Here is a 16,773-nt window from a genome sequence, read left to right as displayed (position 1 = left end):
ACATCAATGGGACAACCAGGGGAAGGATGAAAGCAAGCATGACGAACCAACTTAATGTGTATTTTAACCATGACGGCGGCGTGGATGACCTCGTATCGCTGTTCATGCTTCTGCAAATGGACAATGTACATGTAACCGGCGTATCGGTTATTCCGGCAGACGGATATCTGGAGCCAGCAACAGATGCCAGCCGTAAAATTATCGATCGTTTCGGTACATATTCCGTAGAGGTATCCAAATCCAACTCCAGAGGGAAAAATCCATTTCCTGCGGCGTGGAGACTGCATTCCTTCTATGTAGATGCACTTCCTGTACTGAACGAGTCCGGCAAAATGGAAGCACCACTCTCTGCCATTCCGGCACACCAGCATCTGATCGAGAAAGTGCGCAATACCGAAGGCAAAACGTTGCTCCTGTTCACAGGCCCACTGACAGACCTTGCGCGTGCACTGGACGAAGCACCAGACATTGAAGAGAAAATCGACAAGCTGGTATGGATGGGCGGTACATTTGAGCGTGGTAACGTAGAAGAACCTGAGCATGATGGCACAGCAGAGTGGAACGTATTCTGGGACCCGGAAGCGGCTTACCGTGTATGGCAGAGTGGTATCCAGATCGATCTGGTTGCACTGGAAAGCACGAACAAAGTACCTCTGACTCCAGCCGTTCGTAACCGCTGGGCAGCAGAGCGTCGCTTCGAAGGCGTTGACTTCCTGGGTAACTGTTACGCAGGTTGTCCGCCACTGGTGTACAGTGAGACGAATTCCACATACTATCTGTGGGATGTGCTGACAACGGCTTCCGTTGGACGCGAGGACATCGTGAAGAAAAAAACCGTAAACTGTATTGTCATCCCGGATGGTCCTAGCCAAGGCCGCACGGTGGAGCAAGCAGACGGACGTCCAGTACAACTGGTGTATGATACCGATCCGGAAGCGTTCTTTACGTACATGACGGATTTGGGTAAAAAAGCTGCTCCGCAGCGCTATTAATTCAGGCAGCCATAGGGCGTGCCAACATTAAAGGTACAAAAATAAAGCTGCAGGCAGTGGTCTGGATATGGGGTTGACCCCCATGATCCCTTCCCTGCCGTGCGGCTTTTTGTTTTATGCTGATTTATATAGATTGATAACAGCGATCGGAAGGTTGTTCTGTCATCGAAGTGGCAAGTGCGAATATTCTTTAGTCCAACTATATAGTAATCTAGCTGCCCGCTATATTTTAAATCGACCAATCAATCCGTTCAGCTCACTGGACAATACCCGCAGGGATTCGGCGGATGCACTCATCTCATCCATGGATTGCAACTGGCTACCGGTAGCGTGCGATACCTTCTGGATACTTGAAGAGGATTCGCGTGAGATATGTTCCATATCCTCCACGGAAGCGGACACTTCTTCTGCACTGGCAGACAGCTGCTCAGATGCTGCGGATACTTCGTGCAGACGTTCATTCATCGTCTCAATCCCGGTATGAATGGATGTGAATGAACGGCCTGCCTCCTGAACAACAACGAGACCGGATTGGACTGCTGATGTGCTGGCAGACATATGTTCTGACAACAGGGCAGTCTGGCGTGTCATCTCGGCGATCAGTTCGGTTACATGCTGGGACGATTGCTCTGATTCCCCCGCAAGCTTGCGAACCTCTGAGGCAACCACCGCAAACCCGCTGCCATACTCTCCTGCACGAGCGGCTTCAATACTTGCATTAAGTGCGAGCAGATTGGTCTGTGAAGCGATACCTTTCATCAGATGTGCCACCGACTCAATTTTACCTGAGTACTGCTCCAGCTGGGAGGTGGAGGCTACCATCTGCACATTCGCCTGATGAATTTTGTCCATACTGTCCATCGCCGTGTTGATGTTGGCTTGACCTTGCACCGCGTTATTGGTCGTTTCCTGTGATACATCCGCGACTATAGAAGAAGAATTCGCAATGTGCTGCATGCTGCGTGTGATCTCTTCCATGGCTACCGTAACTTCGCCAGCACGAGCCACCTGTTCAGCAGCTCCACTGGCCGTATGATTGGTATGCTCGGCAATGCGCTGGCTGGCTTCAGCAGTCGCCTGTGAATGTTTCGATACTCCTTCTGCAGCTTGTAGCAGAGAGTCGGAGCTTTGACGGATGCCCGTCATGACATCACGGGTACCTGTAACCAGATGTTTGAACTCGGAAGCGAGCTGTCCCACCTCGTCCTTGCGACTAAGTTCAACGTTGACGGTCAGATCGCCTTTTCCTACCTGGGTAATTAACTTCTTCAACTTCACCAATGGTCGGGTCAAGTAATGGGCAAATCCATACACCAGCAAGACACTCAGCAGAACAATAGCCAAGGCTGTCCAGATCATGGTCATACGGTTGCGGGACATCAGTTCATAGACTGCAGTAGAGTCCAGATCCGCACCGACCAATCCTAGTACTTTCCCGTCAGCCCCATGGATCGGCACATATGCTGTAATGGTAGCGCCATATTCATCCTGTGTGAGTTCGCCCCGAATAGGCTCATTCTGTTCAAAAGCTTGTAGCATTCCTTCATAATGGGTCTCTTCTGCGGAACCGTAAGGGGAGAAGTCATCCTCTGCCACATCGGCAGCTGCCCCATCCACAACGTAGAAATATGTATTTGTTCCATTTTCTTCGCGTGTACCAAGGGTATACAGATACTTGAGTCCATTGGCCTCGCGCAACTGACTGAGCTGCTCACGCAATATGCCGTAATACGCTGTCTCGTCCTGTCCGGTACTGAGTGGTGCATACAGAGAGGTGTCAATTAATGCAGCTGCCCGTTCACCCACAGCCTGTGCCTGCATCCCCATGGATTGCTCGACCAGTTGGGCCGATGAACGGTACATGGTAATGCCAAGAACCGCACCCGCGGCTAGCATCAGACAGGAAAAAAATAAAAAGATCCTCATAAACAAACTGTTCATTGGTAAAAGTGTTCCCCCTTGATCTGTTGAATCAATCGTCTCTTTGTCTCTTTACTTGGTGTTTGTCGTTTTTCTTTGGTTCGTATGTATTGTATATCAAATATACAGTTTTCTACTTGAAATATCGGCATCCGGTCCATAAAGAATTAGCTCCCGAGTCAATTTGATCCGGGAGCTGGTTTTGTTTCAATCCTATATTGACCATGCTCATCATTGGAACACACCTCATTGTCACTACATAGAGGGGCTTCACATGACTGGGTGATTACGTCATTACATCGTTCCGCCGCCCTGGCGAACAGAGGCAGGAATCTTTTCAGGTCCCTGATTAATATATTTATTGATAAAAGTACCTACTTTGGCATCGTCGAATTGGTCGAGCTTCATCGTTTTGGTCCATGCGGTCACCACGACTTCACTGCCTTCGGGAATATCCTTGTTGGGTACAGCCAGAATACCTGCTCCGGCTTCGCGGAATTTGGCTAGGTATTTCAGATGTTCCTTCAAATCCTCGCTGGCGTTCTCACGATAATAGATGATGATGTCCCCGTGCTCCAGATTGTGTACCAGATAATTATAGCCCGGGAAGTCGGTGTAAAATCCAAACTTGATATCATGCGGATTATGCGGTCCCGATGTTGGAATTGTCATCTCATACTGAATGGGGTCCTCCGTATGGTCTGCCCCGTAATATTTATCGTCCGTCACGTCGATTGTCGCGTTGGACTTCAGATCGGCTACATTATATGTTTTACCTGCCCCTTGCATGAAGAACAGACCAAACGTAATAATCGACACTGCCATCATTACATGTGCAGCCAGCCGAAGGGATCGACTTTTTTTCTGGATGTCCGCCCGCTCTTTCTTTTTCATGTGGCCCAGGATTTTTCCCTGTGTGCGTGATGCCCAGATATAGGTGGCGATGGAGAACAGCAATACAATTACACCTACGATGAGCCACAGGTAGGATGTACCTGCCTCGTGCTCCATTTGCATATGATTCATATGAGTCATGTCCATAGAGAGTTCCCCTGCTTTCTTTGTAAAATGAGTGATTAATACACTACACAATGTAGTGTTTGTGGCAATGGTGAATCCACTCATTACGTAACGGGAGTTGCTAGTTTTGTGTTTGTTACGTAAATAAGAACATACCTCTTGCACTACACATTATAGTGTATGAAACATGCCTAGCGCAATGATGCCTTGGAAAACCAAAAAAAGGCCTTCCCGGCATGAGCAAGGAAGGCCTTAATATAAATCCAAAGAGTCAGTAAGATTTATATTTATTGAAATAACTTTACACGAAACGTAGAGGACAGAAAGAACCTGAAGAAGCGGAAGCGTTCGCCTTTATCTCCAGATTTTCACCTTTGTAAAAGTGAATAAAAAAATCTGGAGATAACAGCGATCGGAAGGTTGTTCTGTCATCGAAGTAACGAGTGTAAACAGCTTTATTCCAACTGATATAGTTTACAGACGTCCAAACGGCGAAAGCATCAAGCGGATCAGCCCAATGATAATCTCACCCAACAATCGATACAGAATAAAGAACACTACCACATTGGCGATCAGCACGCTGTACATGCTGTCGATGGCTGCTTTGGTACGATTCAGTGGATATTGGAACAGCACCGCGTTTAGCGCAACAAAGATAATAATATACGAGACAGCAAGCAATGAGATCGCGATGGAATACGAGATGATAATAAACAGATTCGCCAGAACAAGGGATACGACAGCAGGAACAAGCAATGTACCAAACTGGGCAACCAGTGTTTTGGGACGGAAGGTTATTTTTTCAATCTTCAGAATAGCGTACATCAGTGCAATAGAGGCAATCAGGATAATGACGGTGAACAACAACGGTCTTAAAAATCCACCAATGAACAAGCCGTCCATGCCTATGCGACTAAAGGTAATTAAGAAGTATGTAGAAGATAGAACTGCAATTAGCGCCATCGTTAGCCATCCGTTTAGGGAATGCTGGTCGCCAACGGTTTTCATCGTCTGATAAGGACGGGCCAATACACTGAGGAAATAGGATAGATACTGTTTGCTTACTTCTTTGGCTTGCTGAACTTTCTCATTCTGCACAATATTATTCCACTGATTGGAGCTATTGTCTCCTGCAGAAGCATGGTCATTGGTACCTGTTGATTCTCTCGCCTGTTCCTTGTGAATGGAGACGGATGGTGTGTTGGATGGAACGGATGCCTGGGAAGAGGTAGCCTGCGTGCTGGACCAACGGGTATATTCGGGTTCGGAAGCAGCAGATTCCGAGTTCGGTACAGGAGTTGGTGATGAGGTTGTTTGCGTTAGATTAGAGCCGCACCTCTCGCAAAAATGGGCATCTCCATTTTCGTGATTACATACTGGACATTTCATGGTATAAGCCTCCAATTTCTAGAAAATAAAAACATGTCAACATTGTGTCTCATTTTAACGGTTAATGACGAAGTTTGTCTATGTTTCGCAGGAATTAGTACCCATTTAGGGAAAGTTGAAACAAAGCCTCGAATCGTGTGTATGAAAACGGAGTATAGAAGCAACAATAGTATAGGAATGACATGCAGGTATATTAATGTAAATTCACTGTGGTTTAAGACGAATTGTTTTTGGCTGTTAATGTCTCATCGTTCGCTTTTATGTGTTATTCTCATGTTAACTATATCTTTTGGGTTGCCTATGATCGTATATTTATGTATAATCAATCGTGTTAACACGTCGAATGTACGGTAGTAAGAGATGTGGGTGAGTTCATGGAACTACTGGACAGCAATGAGAGCAAGAAGAAGATGTGCCAGTATTATAACGAAATCTCGAAGGAACTGTTCGGATTTGGCACCACTCTCCTGAGAGTGACCATTGACCAGAATATTGTGACCTTCTACGCGAAGCACCGACGTTCACCGCGCTCTGACGCCCTGGAAGGGGAGGCCCCCGGCTTGAAGCTGGAAGTGGACTTCCGCATGTCTGTCTTATATAAGAAGAAATTCCGGGAGAAGCTCGAGCAACACATGGGTTTGCCAATTGAAGCTATATTGCGGGATTATGATGCGTCCACTCAGTGGGCAATCACAAATGTGATTCTGGAACAGGCCTAAGGGTGGATCGGCAGGATTGATTCTTGTTGATGTATGCAGAGGTCATGGCCCGGATTCAGGATTAGGTTCCGTACAAATTTCATATGATGGCGTCTGTCTTTGGATTGATTCTGAAGCAGAAACCGATGATGTACCGGCAGCGGGTGTCGCTTTCCTTTGTTTACGAAGAAAAGTGTTCTTGTTTATACAAGAGCACTTTTCTTTTTGTTTTTTCATACACATCACATATATCAGGGGGAATCAGGATCATGATGAAAAAGTGGATTAGCGGTTTGGCAGCAGTGGCAATGACATCATTATTACTTGCAGGTTGTGGCAGCAGCACGGATGATGCAACAGGCGGATCAGGCAGTGGGGGAACCGCAGCGAACAAATTGGTTATCTCCACTTGGGGCTTCTCCGAAGATTTCTTCAATGAAGAAGTATTTGGTCCATTCGAAAAAGAACATAATGTAGACATCGTGCTCGAAGTAGGCAATAATGCTGAACGTCTGAATAAAATTCGTCAAGGAACATCAAATGTCGATGTTATCTACCTGTCTGATTACTATGCACAACAAGGTATCGATGAAGGTCTGTTTGAGAAAATTGACCGCTCCAAAATTCCAAATGTAAATGACATTTATGATATTGCCAAAGCACCACTTGGTGAAGATTATGGCCCGGCCTACACGGTTGGACAGCTCGGTATCGCTTATAACCCGGATCTTGTATCCAAAGAAGTGACTTCATGGAGTGACCTGTGGGACCCAGCGTTCGAAGGTAACCTGACCATCCCGAATATTACGGCAACAGCAGGCCCAATGGTTGTGGATGCAGCTTCCCGTGTAGCTGGAAACGATACGTTTAATGAAGATGCGGCATTTGCTGAACTGAAAAAACTGAGCGGCAATGTGGTGAAATTCTACAGTCAAACATCCGAATTCGTGAACATGTTCTCCCAAGAAGAAATTGCGGGCGGACCGATCATGGAAATGTATTTCAAAGATCTGAAAGCAGCGGTGCCTAATGCAAAGTTTGTTACACCTAGCGAAGGTGCATATGCCGTGATGAACACAATCAATGTCGTGAAGGGCAGCAAAAACAAAGAGCTCGCTGAAGAGTTCATCAACTGGCAGCTGAGCCAGGATGTACAAGCGAAATCTGCCAAAGCCAAAGTCGATTCCCCGGTTAACACAAAGGTTGAACTGACTGCTGAAGAAGCAGAAGGCGTAACATACGGCGCTGAAGTTGTTGAGAAGCTGAACAAGCTGGATATGGAATTCGTGAATCAACAGGTTAAAGGCTGGACAGATCGCTGGAACCGTGAGATTGCACAATAAACAAGTAACCGACTGACTTAAAAGTTATCTTTGGTCAACATGTTTAACTTATATCATTTGCAGCAAGCAACCATATCACCGCATAGGAGTTGAGAACGGATGAGTGAAGCGCAAAATCGCATCATTCTGGACGTGGACACGGGGATTGACGATGCACTGGCGATTTTGCTGGCCGTCAAAAGTCGGAAGTTGGACATTCTCGGCATCACCACAGTCTGTGGGAACGTATCACTCCAGCAGGCAACAGAGAATACGTGCAAAATTCTTGAACTCGCGGGTGCACCAACGATCCCGGTCATTGCCGGAGCAGCTGGACCACTCACTCGCAAGTCTCATTATGAACACCGGGTACATGGACAGGACGGATTGGGCGGTGCGCTGCCTGATCCGGCCGTGTCTAAGAAAGCCGAGGAAGGTTTTGCGCCAGACTTTATCGTGGAACAAGCCAAGCAATATCCGGGCGAACTGACATTAATCATGACCGCACCCTTAACGAACTTGGCACTCGCGCTGATGAAGTGTCCTGAATTGCCTTCTTTATTGAAGGAAGTCATCTTCATGGGTGGCGTAGTTAGTGGACATGGCAACATCACACCAACCGCCGAGTACAACACCTACGCTGATCCAGAGGCCGCACGCATCGTACTGCACGCAGGCATCGAGAAGCTTACCCAAGTCGGATTGGATGTGACGCGTCAAACATTGCTGAATGAAGCAACGATTGAGCGTCTCACTGATCCTGCACTGCGCGCATACGTTGCTCAAAGCACGGAGATTTACATCAACCGTTACGAACAAATGAACGGCGTCCGCGCTTGCGCTTTACATGATCCACTAGCCGTGGGCGTAGCCCTTGCCCCGGAACTGGTAGGACGTAAATCGTATTATGTCGATGTCGAAACCGCCAGCCGCCTGTGCGATGGCCAGATGGTATGTGACTTCCAAAACCGTTTGGGCGAGCAGCCCAATACGCTCGTCTGCGAAACTGTAGACGCGAAAGCATTCCTTGAACTGTTTATCAACGCATTAAACGCGTAGTTGCTCTGCCCAATAAGATATTTATACGATTGCGGAGAGTGCAGAACCGATCTGGAGAAGCGAAGCGTTCCCCTTTATTCCCCGAATTTCACCTATGAGAATGAATCAAAAAATCGGGGGATAACAGGGATCGAAGGACGGTACTGCAGTCGGAGTACTCAAGTATCAATCTCGAATTAAATTACAAGTCAGGAGTATCGCGATGAAGAAATCAGTAATCTACTGGCTATTGCTGCCGGGATTCGTGTTTTTGGCGGCATTTATGATCATTCCGATTGTCCTGACGATCGGGTCGACGTTTTTCCAAGAAAACTCCTTCACGTTTGAAGGATACATGCATTTTTTCAGAGACCCATACTTTTTGAAAATATTGCTTACGACGCTGCAAGTCAGCGTGGTCACCACCATCGTCTGTGTGGTGCTCGGATTCCCGACAGCTTATTATATTTCGCAGAAAGCGCCGCGTCGCAAAGGCATTTTGCTGGCACTGGCGATCTTCCCACTGCTGACGAGCCCGGTCGTGCGCTCGTTTAGCTGGATGATCATTCTTGGACGCAAAGGGTTGATCAATAACACCCTTGTTGGTCTGGGTATCGTGGACAAACCGCTGGATATTCTGTATACACCAGCAGCGATGATGATCGGCCTGACACACCTGTTCCTGCCATTGATGATTATCTCTCTGGTGGGCGTGCTGGAGAACATTGACGGTGACCTGCTCAAAGCAGCACAAAGTCTGGGTGCATCGCGCATTACGGCATTCCGCCGGGTCGTGTTCCCACTGGCTGTGCCAGGACTTGTGATCGGAGCTGTGCTTGTTTTTGTCGGAAGCCTGACGGCGTATACCACACCTGCCCTCCTTGGAGGCAAGCAACGCGTGATTGCTACGTTCCTGTATCAGAACGCCATGACCCTCAACGACTGGTATCTGGCCTCGGTTGTTGCCGCGATTATGATTGTAATTACATTTGTCGTGGTTGGTGTCATGAACAAAATGGCTAAAACTTTAAATCCGAAGGGGTAGACATATGCGGGAGAAACATATCGGGCTGGGCCTGTTCAGTCTGCTGGTCTTTATCTTTCTGCTGGGCCCGCTTCTGATCATATCGGTCACTTCGTTTGAACCGGGAACGGTACTCAAATTTCCGCCGGAAGGGTTCTCCTTCCGCTGGTATGAGAATATTTTCAACACAGGCGGTTTCCTCCGCACATTCCAGACGTCCATCATCATTTCCTTACTGGGAAACTTGTTGGCACTGGTGCTCGGAGTTCCGGCTGCGTATGCACTTAGTCGTTACGATTTCAAAGGCAAGTCCGTGCTGAACGCACTGTTCCTGTCCCCGGTACTGATCCCGGGAATCGTGCTTGGTTTTACATTGATGAAATACCTGATCGTAATCTACCATCTGCCGATGTATCTCGGACTGTTGATCGGTCATACGATTATCATGCTTCCATTCATCATTCGGGTTATCGCGTCGAGTCTGTCGAGCTTTGACTTTGCAGTGGAAGAAGCTGCGCTGAGTCTTGGTGCGGGACGGGTAAGAACGTTCTTCACGATCGTGCTTCCCAACATCCGCTCAGGAATTATCGCTGCCGTGCTGATTGCTTTCCTGGAGTCCTTCAACAACGTGGACATCTCGGTGTTCATGACCGGACCAGGGGTAAGCACATTACCGATCCAGATGCTGACGTATGTGGAGAATTATTTTGACCCAACGATTGCAGCGATTTCCGTGCTGTTGATGGTACTGACCGGACTCTTAATGTTCGTGATCGAACGGATCATGGGCGGATTTTCATACTTTACTAAACGTTAATTGGAGGCGCAGAACGCTATGGCATTGCTGACATTAGACCACGTATCCGTGGCATACGATAAGCAGACAATCCTGAAGGATTTTCAGTTGGAGCTGGAAAAAGGTAAACTGCTCTCCCTGCTCGGACCGAGCGGTTGCGGCAAAACAACTACGCTGCGCCTCATCGCCGGATTTCTGGAAGCATCACAGGGCAAGTTTATGTTCGGCGGCAAGGATTATACGAAGGTTCCGGCGAACAAGCGGAACTTCGGATTTGTATTTCAGAGTTATGCGTTATTCCCGCATCTATCTGTCTATGACAACGTGGCCTTTGGCCTGCGGATGCGCAAGGTGAAAGACAAGGATATCTCTTCCCGTGTGATGCGAATCCTGGAAGTCGTTAACCTGAATGGATTTGAGAAACGTTTTCCACAAGAACTGTCCGGTGGACAGCGTCAGCGTGTAGCCATTGCTCGTGCGTTGGTCATTGAACCTGACCTGCTCTTGTTCGACGAACCGCTCAGTAACCTGGATGCCAACCTGCGCCTCAACATGCGGGTGGAGATTCGCCGCATTCAGCAAGAGCTGGGCATCACAACGCTGTATGTCTCTCATGACCAGGAAGAGTGTTTCTCGATCTCGGATCAGGTAGCGATTATGAACAAAGGCGTGGTTGAGCAGCTCGACCGCCCGGAAACCATTTTCAAATATCCGGCAACGGAGTTTGTAGCACGATTCATCGGGTTCCATAATTTCATTGAATTCGCGGAGCGCAGTGATGCAGGTGAATTAATCACACTGAGCGCAGGTGGACGCACATTTACAGCAACTGCGCATCCCGGAACAGCACGTCCCGGTGCTCGTAAAGGCGCAATTCGTCCGGATGATCTGATCGTTAGTGGAGATACCTCTGCGAATGTGATGAACGCCTTGCCGGGCATTATCAAAGTTAGCACCTATCTGGGACGTAGTTATCAGTATGTGATCGAGACGGAACTCGGTGACTTTACAGCAAATCAAGAGATGGAAACACCATACCTTAGCGGGCAACGTGTTAGCCTGATCTTCCCACAGGACAAGCTTGTACTGGTGGAGTAGTCGTGAATGTAAGGAACAGTATTAAGAAATAAGAGCAACAAAGAAGGCATTTCATGCGATGATTCCCGGACGATGGCAGCGGTGCGCAGTCATGTGCAGTACAGCAGATTAAAGTGCAGGTTCATTGTCCGGTTCGCAACATGGTGAAATGCTTGTGAAGAAGGAGATTATGCCCCATGCGTGCAGATCAACTAATTGTAAATGTACATGTGTATAACAGTTATTATAAACGGTTTGAAATGAACAACGTTGCTGTGTTGGGCGGCAGATTCCTGTATGTTGGACCCGGTGGACCTGAGTTGATTCAGGCAGACGAAGTCATTGATGCGCGGGGAAGATACATGATTCCTGGCTTGATTGATATCCATCTGCATATCGAAAGTACGATGGTGACACCGGAAACCTTTTCTCATGGTCTGATTGGCTGCGGGGTAACATCGATTGTCGCAGAACCGCATGAGATGGCAAATGTGTTCGGGCTGGAAGGTGTGCAGGAGATGATGGCTGTGAGTCGGGACACCACCGTGGATATGTTCTATGCGATCCCAAGTTCCGTTCCGGCAACCCCGATGGAGACAACTGGCGGTTCGATCGAGATTGAAGATATGGACGTGTTGCTAGCCACTGGCGAGATCATCTGTCTGGGCGAGATCATGAACTATGTCGATGTCATTCGTGATCCGGAGTGCAAGACAAACCAGATTTTACAGCATATTCGCAAAAACTATCCCGATCTGGTGATCGAAGGTCACACACCGAAACTGCTTGGACTTGATCTGCATCGACTGATCTACGCAGGTATCGATTCCGATCATACTCATCAGAGCATTGAGGGATTACAGGCGCGGATTGCGGCAGGTATGTTTATTGAAATTCAAGAGAAATCAATGACCCCGGAAGTCATGGAGTACCTGATTCAACATGATGTGGCGCAGCATTTCTGCTTCGTAACAGATGATGTAATGCCGGATTCACTGGTGGAGCGTGGTCATCTGGATCATATCGTACGCAAGGCAATTCAAATGGGGATGCGTCCGGAAGACGCGATTTATGCAGCAACATCAACCCCTGCTTCCCGGATGAAAATGACCGATCGTGGCAGCGTTGCCCCAGGCAAAGTAGCCGATTATGTGTTGTTATCTAACCTGGAGGAGCTCGCTATTGATCAGGTGTACAAAAACGGCCGCAAAGCTTATGACGATTACGAACCGTATAAGCAGGAACGCATAACCGGGCAGTTCCCACCTCACTTCTATAAGAGTGTACAGTTGGAGAAGCTGGGCGTAACAGATTTTGCAATTCAGTTGTCAGACCCGAAAGTCAATGGATCAGGTATTGATCTCGCTGGTGAAGGTGAGCACCAGTGCCGTGTCATGATGGTGAAGGATGGTTCTACCTTTGTGGAAGAGCATATTGCACCGGTTCAGTCCTCGGATGGTGAATTACGCTGGGAAGAAAGCGGATATGCGCAGATCGCGACCTTTGAACGTTATGGTGTGAACGGCAATCGTGCACATGGTCTGATCGGTGGAGACACTATCAAACGTGGTGCTATTGCAACGACATATTCACACGACAATCACAACCTGCTGGTTGTAGGACGTAATCGTGAAGATATGATATTGGCAGCTAACACAGTGATTTCGAGCCAGGGTGGGTTCTGTGTGGTGGAAGACGGCAAGGTGTTGTCCCATCTGGAACTTCCCGTAGGTGGCATTTTGACGGAGGAACCACTTGCAGTGGTATCCCATCAAGTGAAGGAACTGAGAGCAGCGATGTTGTCTCTTGGGTACGTGCATTACAATCCGATCATGTCGATTAGCACGCACTCCCTTGCGGTAAGTCCCGCGCTGAAGATTACGGACTATGGCCTGATTGATGTGAATGCAGGTAAGGTTGTATCGTTGATTGTATAGACTGAAGACACATATGTCGTGAAAAAACACCCTATTTCACAATTGTGAGCTAGGGTGTTTTTGTCTGTGCTTGTTGGAATTATTATTTTAGCAACTTCTCTGGGTTCTTCACTTTAATGGAGACAACTTCGCCGCAATCCAGACAAACCGTGTACATTTTTTCCACACCGAGAGTCATTTTCTTATCCAATGGACGAAGGTTGATGTAATCCGATGCTTCTACGAAAGATGTTCCTCCGCAATCATGACATTTCTTTTCTGATATACTCATAAGTTCATTCCACCTTTTATTCATTTGTAATGTGTTCATTAATATAATATTCATTAAATGGAAATACAAAATTATCTAATTATCCATCGTAGATTAGGGTCCGTTAGTCCGTGTAACCTAAATTTTTATTTTGCCTTCTAAAGTCCACTCCAAATATTTGGACACTGAAGGTGCGACCCATTTTCGGCTGTCATTTTCATGATTCCACACAAACACGTCATCTCTACACGTTCCATCCCCTGTCACAGGAAAAGCAAATAAATCCCCAATCCCACTTTCCCCGAAGAAGAGCAGGTGATCAAAGGGCATGTAGTAATCTTGGGAGTGGTCATCCCGATAATGTCTGTTTTCATTCTTAATTCGATCTTCTGACCAGATAAGTCCCAAATCGTAAATAGCTCTGACTCCATTGGTTTCGAGCAATATTTCTTTTAATTCACGAGGGAGCGTAACCTGTAAGGAGTCTTCCACCTTTGCAATGTCATCACCAGATGCAGGGGGACTGAACGTATACTCCTTCGAAATGCTATGAAGATGCTCTTTCCACATGAATAAAGGCCTCCTCGATATATTCTAACTGTCAGTAACGAATGAAACGGTATGTAATTGATTGAAAAAAGAAGTCCTTCTTAACTTAAAAGGCTACTGATTTTGATGTAGCGCAGTAATGTTATGTAAGGACTACTCTTCTAACTCCAGTTTACCAAGTTAGCCAACCGCTCGTTCGTTTATAGTTGTGCAGAAGATCGTATTGCTCGTGGTGCATGAGACGCTTCATTTTGGTTCTATACAGACGATAATCATGTTTACGATCGGGTTTACTTTCTTTGTTGTAATGCGTGCTCTTGATTCCTTTACGGTGATCTTTCAGCTTTTCTTTTCTTGGATCAATGAACTTCTTGTTGTGTCTCTGTGCAAAAGCTGTTTCATTTTCCCATGATTGAATCTCTTCCTGTGTGAACATCTTCATCCCCGTTGTACCGGGCTAGATTTTGGCTTGAGTAGCCAGTGCCTTGAGCACAACTAATAGAAGAAGAATTTTGGGTTGAACATCGTCATCACCTCAGATTTAATCATCCTTATTTTAACATATAAAGCCGTCCGATCAATTCTGGTCTAAGCGTTATTATGGGTACTGTTCTGGAGTAGAGATGATCACGCAACAAATCCCTTTTGGACGAGGCATAGGAATACATATATAGTAGTAAGAAAAGAGTGTTTGGACGCAAAAGCAGGAGGATAGACAACCATTATGAGTGAAATAAATAATGCTAAAACCATATTTTTCGACGTAGATGATACGTTATATGATCACTTGCAGCCACTTCGTGGCGCGTTGCAGGACGTTCTCGGCCTGCCCGATGAGTTCCCTTATGCTGAGGCCTATCATCGTTTTCGTTATTATAGTGACTGGCTGTCTGCACAAGAAGATCTGTCCGCTGTACCAGAAGCGGATGCAGTAGAGCGAATGCGCCGTCGGAGGTTTGAGTTGACGATGGAAGAGTTGGGACTCCCCCTAAAATCGGGACAGGCTGAAGAACTACAAGCACAGTATCTGAGCAGACAGTTTGAGATTGTACCTTTTGAAGGAGCGTATGAGCTGATCAGAAGGCTTCAGGCAGAAGGCCATACCGTTGGTCTAATCACAAACGGAGAAGGAGCACATCAGCGGCGCAAGCTTGAAGCACTGGATGTGCTCAGTCTCGTGGACGAGCATCTGGTCTTCATCTCCGGAACGACTGGTTATGCGAAGCCGGATCGCAGGTTGTTCGAATATGTGAGTAAGCAGACAGGGAGTGATGCCCGTTCCAGCTATTACATCGGAGACTCGTGGCGTAATGATGTGGTAGGTGCAGTGGATGCAGGCTGGAAAGTCATCTGGTTCAACCATCGGGAGGCGCTGCCGGAATCTGATCATCAACCTCATTTTGTAGCATCAAGCTATGAAGAGATCAGTCGTATTCTGACTTTTGAGTTTGTTCAAGCTTAAGTAGATTTATGTTTAGAGGAGCAGTCTTGTTACCGTCTTAGGTACAGGTCTGCTTTTTTATAATATACCTTCTATAAAGGCATCATTAATGAGGTGTCTAACTCTTCGCTTTCAATTACAATTGCCATGAGTCCAGCTTCTGTTTTGGTTTCGTGCCATTCATGTTTATCCCAGAGAACCGCTTCGCCACAACGAACTTTGATGTATTCATTTGCTTCCCCTCTAACCCAACCCTCTCCACTTACGATTAAAAGGAGTTGAGGAACTACAGCTTGGTGATAACCTATGACCCCACCCTCAGCTAAATGCATACATCCGATATGAGCTGCTTTGTTGGTCTGCGTTATACGTGACATTACGAAATTAGAATCGAATTTGGTAATCTTCTTCCCTGACTCTTGTTTAAATTGAAATATCCTCATGTTTACCTCCGCAATAGTGACTAAGTTAACTTCCTATAATGGTAACTATCTTTATGATGGGTATCATCCTATTTCACTAATTTATGGATAATCCGATCAGATGAGTCTATCATAACTCCAATAGGTTGGGGAGAGTTTGCTTAAAATCATCTTTTTTATTAGCCTGCGCCAATGTTTCTATGAAGCTGTGCTTCATGAAATCTTCATTTGAAAGAGTAGTTCAGAGCCTTCCCAAACAGGATATGCGGTGTTATAATTAAAACAAGATTTAGATTAAGTCTAAATTAAAAAGAAGCGAATCAAAGCAATCCATTATAAAATTCAAATTCTATTTTTATATTCGAGAGGGGATAAATTCCATGAGCACAATCCAAACTAGAAACAACACTTTTACTAACAACGCCACAGCACTTCAAGAGGTCCTGAACCGTCAGATCGCAGGTTGGTCCGTGTTGTACACGAAACTGCATAACTTCCACTGGTATGTTCAAGGACCTCATTTCTTCACACTGCATGCCAAATTCGAAGAACTGTACAACTTGGCTACGGCAAATATGGACGAAGTTGCAGAACGTTTGCTTGCTATTGGTGGACGTCCGGTGGCTACAATGGCTGAACAGCTGCGTCTGTCTCCAATTGAAGAGGCACAAGGACAGTTGTCTGCTGAGCGTATGGTAGAGTCGGTAGTTGCTGATCTGCGCACAATGGTGGAAGTGATTCGTCAAGGCATTCACGAAGCAGGAGAAGCGGAAGATAATGCAACAGAAGATATGCTGATTGGATTCACCGCTGCCCTGGATAAAGAGGTCTGGATGTTAAGCGCATTTCTGGGCAAATAAGCAAAGTCACCCTACATCCTGACAACGATATGTAGAGT

17 protein-coding genes are annotated in these 16,773 nt (G+C 46.7%); 10 read left to right on the top strand and 7 right to left on the bottom strand.

Features of this window, described 5'->3' with window-relative positions; all coding sequences use genetic code 11:
* The first annotated feature begins 38 nt into the window (after positions 1-38).
* Positions 39-992, top strand: coding sequence for a nucleoside hydrolase (locus tag MKY01_RS29860; protein WP_127548851.1), 954 nt, complete (start codon positions 39-41; stop codon positions 990-992).
* A gap of 222 nt (positions 993-1,214) precedes the next feature.
* Here MKY01_RS29860 and MKY01_RS29855 read toward each other — a convergent pair whose 3' ends face one another.
* From MKY01_RS29855 to MKY01_RS29845, 3 genes are all read right to left on the bottom strand, one after another.
* Positions 1,215-2,933, bottom strand: a complete 1,719-nt coding sequence (locus MKY01_RS29855; RefSeq protein WP_127548853.1) for a methyl-accepting chemotaxis protein — start codon at positions 2,931-2,933, stop codon at positions 1,215-1,217.
* 273 nt (positions 2,934-3,206) lie between these two features.
* Positions 3,207-3,953, bottom strand: coding sequence for a DUF3105 domain-containing protein (locus MKY01_RS29850; RefSeq protein WP_076253709.1), 747 nt, complete (start codon positions 3,951-3,953; stop codon positions 3,207-3,209).
* Positions 3,954-4,406: 453 nt separating this feature from the next.
* Positions 4,407-5,321, bottom strand: coding sequence for a zinc ribbon domain-containing protein (locus MKY01_RS29845; protein ID WP_127548857.1), 915 nt, complete (start codon positions 5,319-5,321; stop codon positions 4,407-4,409).
* A gap of 374 nt (positions 5,322-5,695) precedes the next feature.
* On the opposite strand from MKY01_RS29845, the gene MKY01_RS29840 reads away from it, so the two are divergent.
* From MKY01_RS29840 to MKY01_RS29810, 7 genes are all read left to right on the top strand, one after another.
* Positions 5,696-6,040: a Na-translocating system protein MpsC family protein gene (locus MKY01_RS29840; protein WP_017691786.1), complete on the top strand. Its 345-nt coding sequence runs from the start codon at positions 5,696-5,698 to the stop codon at positions 6,038-6,040.
* A 251-nt stretch (positions 6,041-6,291) separates the two neighbouring features.
* Positions 6,292-7,362, top strand: a complete 1,071-nt coding sequence (locus MKY01_RS29835) for an ABC transporter substrate-binding protein (RefSeq protein ID WP_127549099.1) — start codon at positions 6,292-6,294, stop codon at positions 7,360-7,362.
* A gap of 99 nt (positions 7,363-7,461) precedes the next feature.
* Positions 7,462-8,400, top strand: a complete 939-nt coding sequence (locus MKY01_RS29830; RefSeq protein ID WP_339284613.1) for a nucleoside hydrolase — start codon at positions 7,462-7,464, stop codon at positions 8,398-8,400.
* A 202-nt stretch (positions 8,401-8,602) separates the two neighbouring features.
* Positions 8,603-9,424: an ABC transporter permease gene (locus MKY01_RS29825; RefSeq protein WP_036612869.1), complete on the top strand. Its 822-nt coding sequence runs from the start codon at positions 8,603-8,605 to the stop codon at positions 9,422-9,424.
* A gap of 4 nt (positions 9,425-9,428) precedes the next feature.
* Positions 9,429-10,220 carry an ABC transporter permease gene (locus MKY01_RS29820; RefSeq protein ID WP_017691790.1) on the top strand — a complete coding sequence of 264 codons (792 nt, stop codon included), beginning with the start codon at positions 9,429-9,431 and terminating at the stop codon, positions 10,218-10,220.
* An 18-nt stretch (positions 10,221-10,238) separates the two neighbouring features.
* A complete protein-coding gene (locus tag MKY01_RS29815; RefSeq protein ID WP_339284612.1) occupies positions 10,239-11,297 on the top strand; it encodes an ABC transporter ATP-binding protein in 1,059 nt (352 codons plus the stop codon).
* Between the two features lie 176 nt (positions 11,298-11,473).
* Positions 11,474-13,213, top strand: coding sequence for an adenine deaminase C-terminal domain-containing protein (locus MKY01_RS29810; protein ID WP_339284610.1), 1,740 nt, complete (start codon positions 11,474-11,476; stop codon positions 13,211-13,213).
* Positions 13,214-13,295: 82 nt separating this feature from the next.
* Here the strand turns inward: MKY01_RS29810 and MKY01_RS29805 are convergent, their stop codons facing one another.
* The 3 genes from MKY01_RS29805 to MKY01_RS29795 form a co-directional block, all read right to left on the bottom strand.
* On the bottom strand, positions 13,296-13,484 hold the full coding sequence (locus MKY01_RS29805) for a hypothetical protein (RefSeq protein WP_036612861.1): 189 nt from the start codon (positions 13,482-13,484) through the stop codon (positions 13,296-13,298).
* A gap of 117 nt (positions 13,485-13,601) precedes the next feature.
* On the bottom strand, positions 13,602-14,033 hold the full coding sequence (locus tag MKY01_RS29800; protein ID WP_036612858.1) for an SMI1/KNR4 family protein: 432 nt from the start codon (positions 14,031-14,033) through the stop codon (positions 13,602-13,604).
* Between the two features lie 151 nt (positions 14,034-14,184).
* The gene (locus MKY01_RS29795) at positions 14,185-14,448 is read right to left on the bottom strand and encodes a hypothetical protein (protein WP_051447285.1); all 264 of its coding nucleotides are present in this window, start codon (positions 14,446-14,448) and stop codon (positions 14,185-14,187) included.
* Positions 14,449-14,736: 288 nt separating this feature from the next.
* Between MKY01_RS29795 and MKY01_RS29790 the strand changes: the two genes are divergently transcribed.
* Complete coding sequence (locus tag MKY01_RS29790; protein WP_339284608.1) at positions 14,737-15,474, top strand: HAD family hydrolase; 738 nt, start codon at positions 14,737-14,739, stop codon at positions 15,472-15,474.
* 71 nt (positions 15,475-15,545) lie between these two features.
* On the opposite strand, the gene MKY01_RS29785 is transcribed toward MKY01_RS29790, so the two are convergent.
* Positions 15,546-15,896: a cupin gene (locus tag MKY01_RS29785; protein ID WP_127548865.1), complete on the bottom strand. Its 351-nt coding sequence runs from the start codon at positions 15,894-15,896 to the stop codon at positions 15,546-15,548.
* Positions 15,897-16,255: 359 nt separating this feature from the next.
* On the opposite strand from MKY01_RS29785, the gene MKY01_RS29780 reads away from it, so the two are divergent.
* Positions 16,256-16,735, top strand: coding sequence for a DNA starvation/stationary phase protection protein (locus MKY01_RS29780; RefSeq protein ID WP_339284606.1), 480 nt, complete (start codon positions 16,256-16,258; stop codon positions 16,733-16,735).
* Positions 16,736-16,773 lie beyond the last annotated feature (38 nt).

The sequence above is a fragment of the Paenibacillus sp. FSL R5-0486 genome (assembly GCF_037975155.1).
Taxonomy (GTDB): Bacteria; Bacillota; Bacilli; order Paenibacillales; family Paenibacillaceae; genus Paenibacillus; species Paenibacillus amylolyticus.
Note: the sequence above shows the minus strand (reverse complement) of the source record. Positions and strands in the feature narration are given on the sequence as shown.

Coding starts and splice junctions, on each gene's coding strand:
- MKY01_RS29820 (WP_017691790.1), top strand. CDS start 9,429: ATGCGGGAGAAACATATCGGGCTGGGCCTGTTCAGTCTGCTGGTCTTT.
- MKY01_RS29795 (WP_051447285.1), bottom strand. CDS start 14,448: ATGTTCACACAGGAAGAGATTCAATCATGGGAAAATGAAACAGCTTTT.
- MKY01_RS29840 (WP_017691786.1), top strand. CDS start 5,696: ATGGAACTACTGGACAGCAATGAGAGCAAGAAGAAGATGTGCCAGTAT.
- MKY01_RS29825 (WP_036612869.1), top strand. CDS start 8,603: ATGAAGAAATCAGTAATCTACTGGCTATTGCTGCCGGGATTCGTGTTT.
- MKY01_RS29845 (WP_127548857.1), bottom strand. CDS start 5,321: ATGAAATGTCCAGTATGTAATCACGAAAATGGAGATGCCCATTTTTGC.
- MKY01_RS29855 (WP_127548853.1), bottom strand. CDS start 2,933: ATGAACAGTTTGTTTATGAGGATCTTTTTATTTTTTTCCTGTCTGATG.
- MKY01_RS29800 (WP_036612858.1), bottom strand. CDS start 14,033: ATGTGGAAAGAGCATCTTCATAGCATTTCGAAGGAGTATACGTTCAGT.
- MKY01_RS29805 (WP_036612861.1), bottom strand. CDS start 13,484: ATGAGTATATCAGAAAAGAAATGTCATGATTGCGGAGGAACATCTTTC.
- MKY01_RS29835 (WP_127549099.1), top strand. CDS start 6,292: ATGAAAAAGTGGATTAGCGGTTTGGCAGCAGTGGCAATGACATCATTA.
- MKY01_RS29850 (WP_076253709.1), bottom strand. CDS start 3,953: ATGGACATGACTCATATGAATCATATGCAAATGGAGCACGAGGCAGGT.
- MKY01_RS29780 (WP_339284606.1), top strand. CDS start 16,256: ATGAGCACAATCCAAACTAGAAACAACACTTTTACTAACAACGCCACA.
- MKY01_RS29830 (WP_339284613.1), top strand. CDS start 7,462: ATGAGTGAAGCGCAAAATCGCATCATTCTGGACGTGGACACGGGGATT.
- MKY01_RS29810 (WP_339284610.1), top strand. CDS start 11,474: ATGCGTGCAGATCAACTAATTGTAAATGTACATGTGTATAACAGTTAT.
- MKY01_RS29815 (WP_339284612.1), top strand. CDS start 10,239: ATGGCATTGCTGACATTAGACCACGTATCCGTGGCATACGATAAGCAG.
- MKY01_RS29860 (WP_127548851.1), top strand. CDS start 39: ATGACGAACCAACTTAATGTGTATTTTAACCATGACGGCGGCGTGGAT.
- MKY01_RS29785 (WP_127548865.1), bottom strand. CDS start 15,896: ATGAGGATATTTCAATTTAAACAAGAGTCAGGGAAGAAGATTACCAAA.
- MKY01_RS29790 (WP_339284608.1), top strand. CDS start 14,737: ATGAGTGAAATAAATAATGCTAAAACCATATTTTTCGACGTAGATGAT.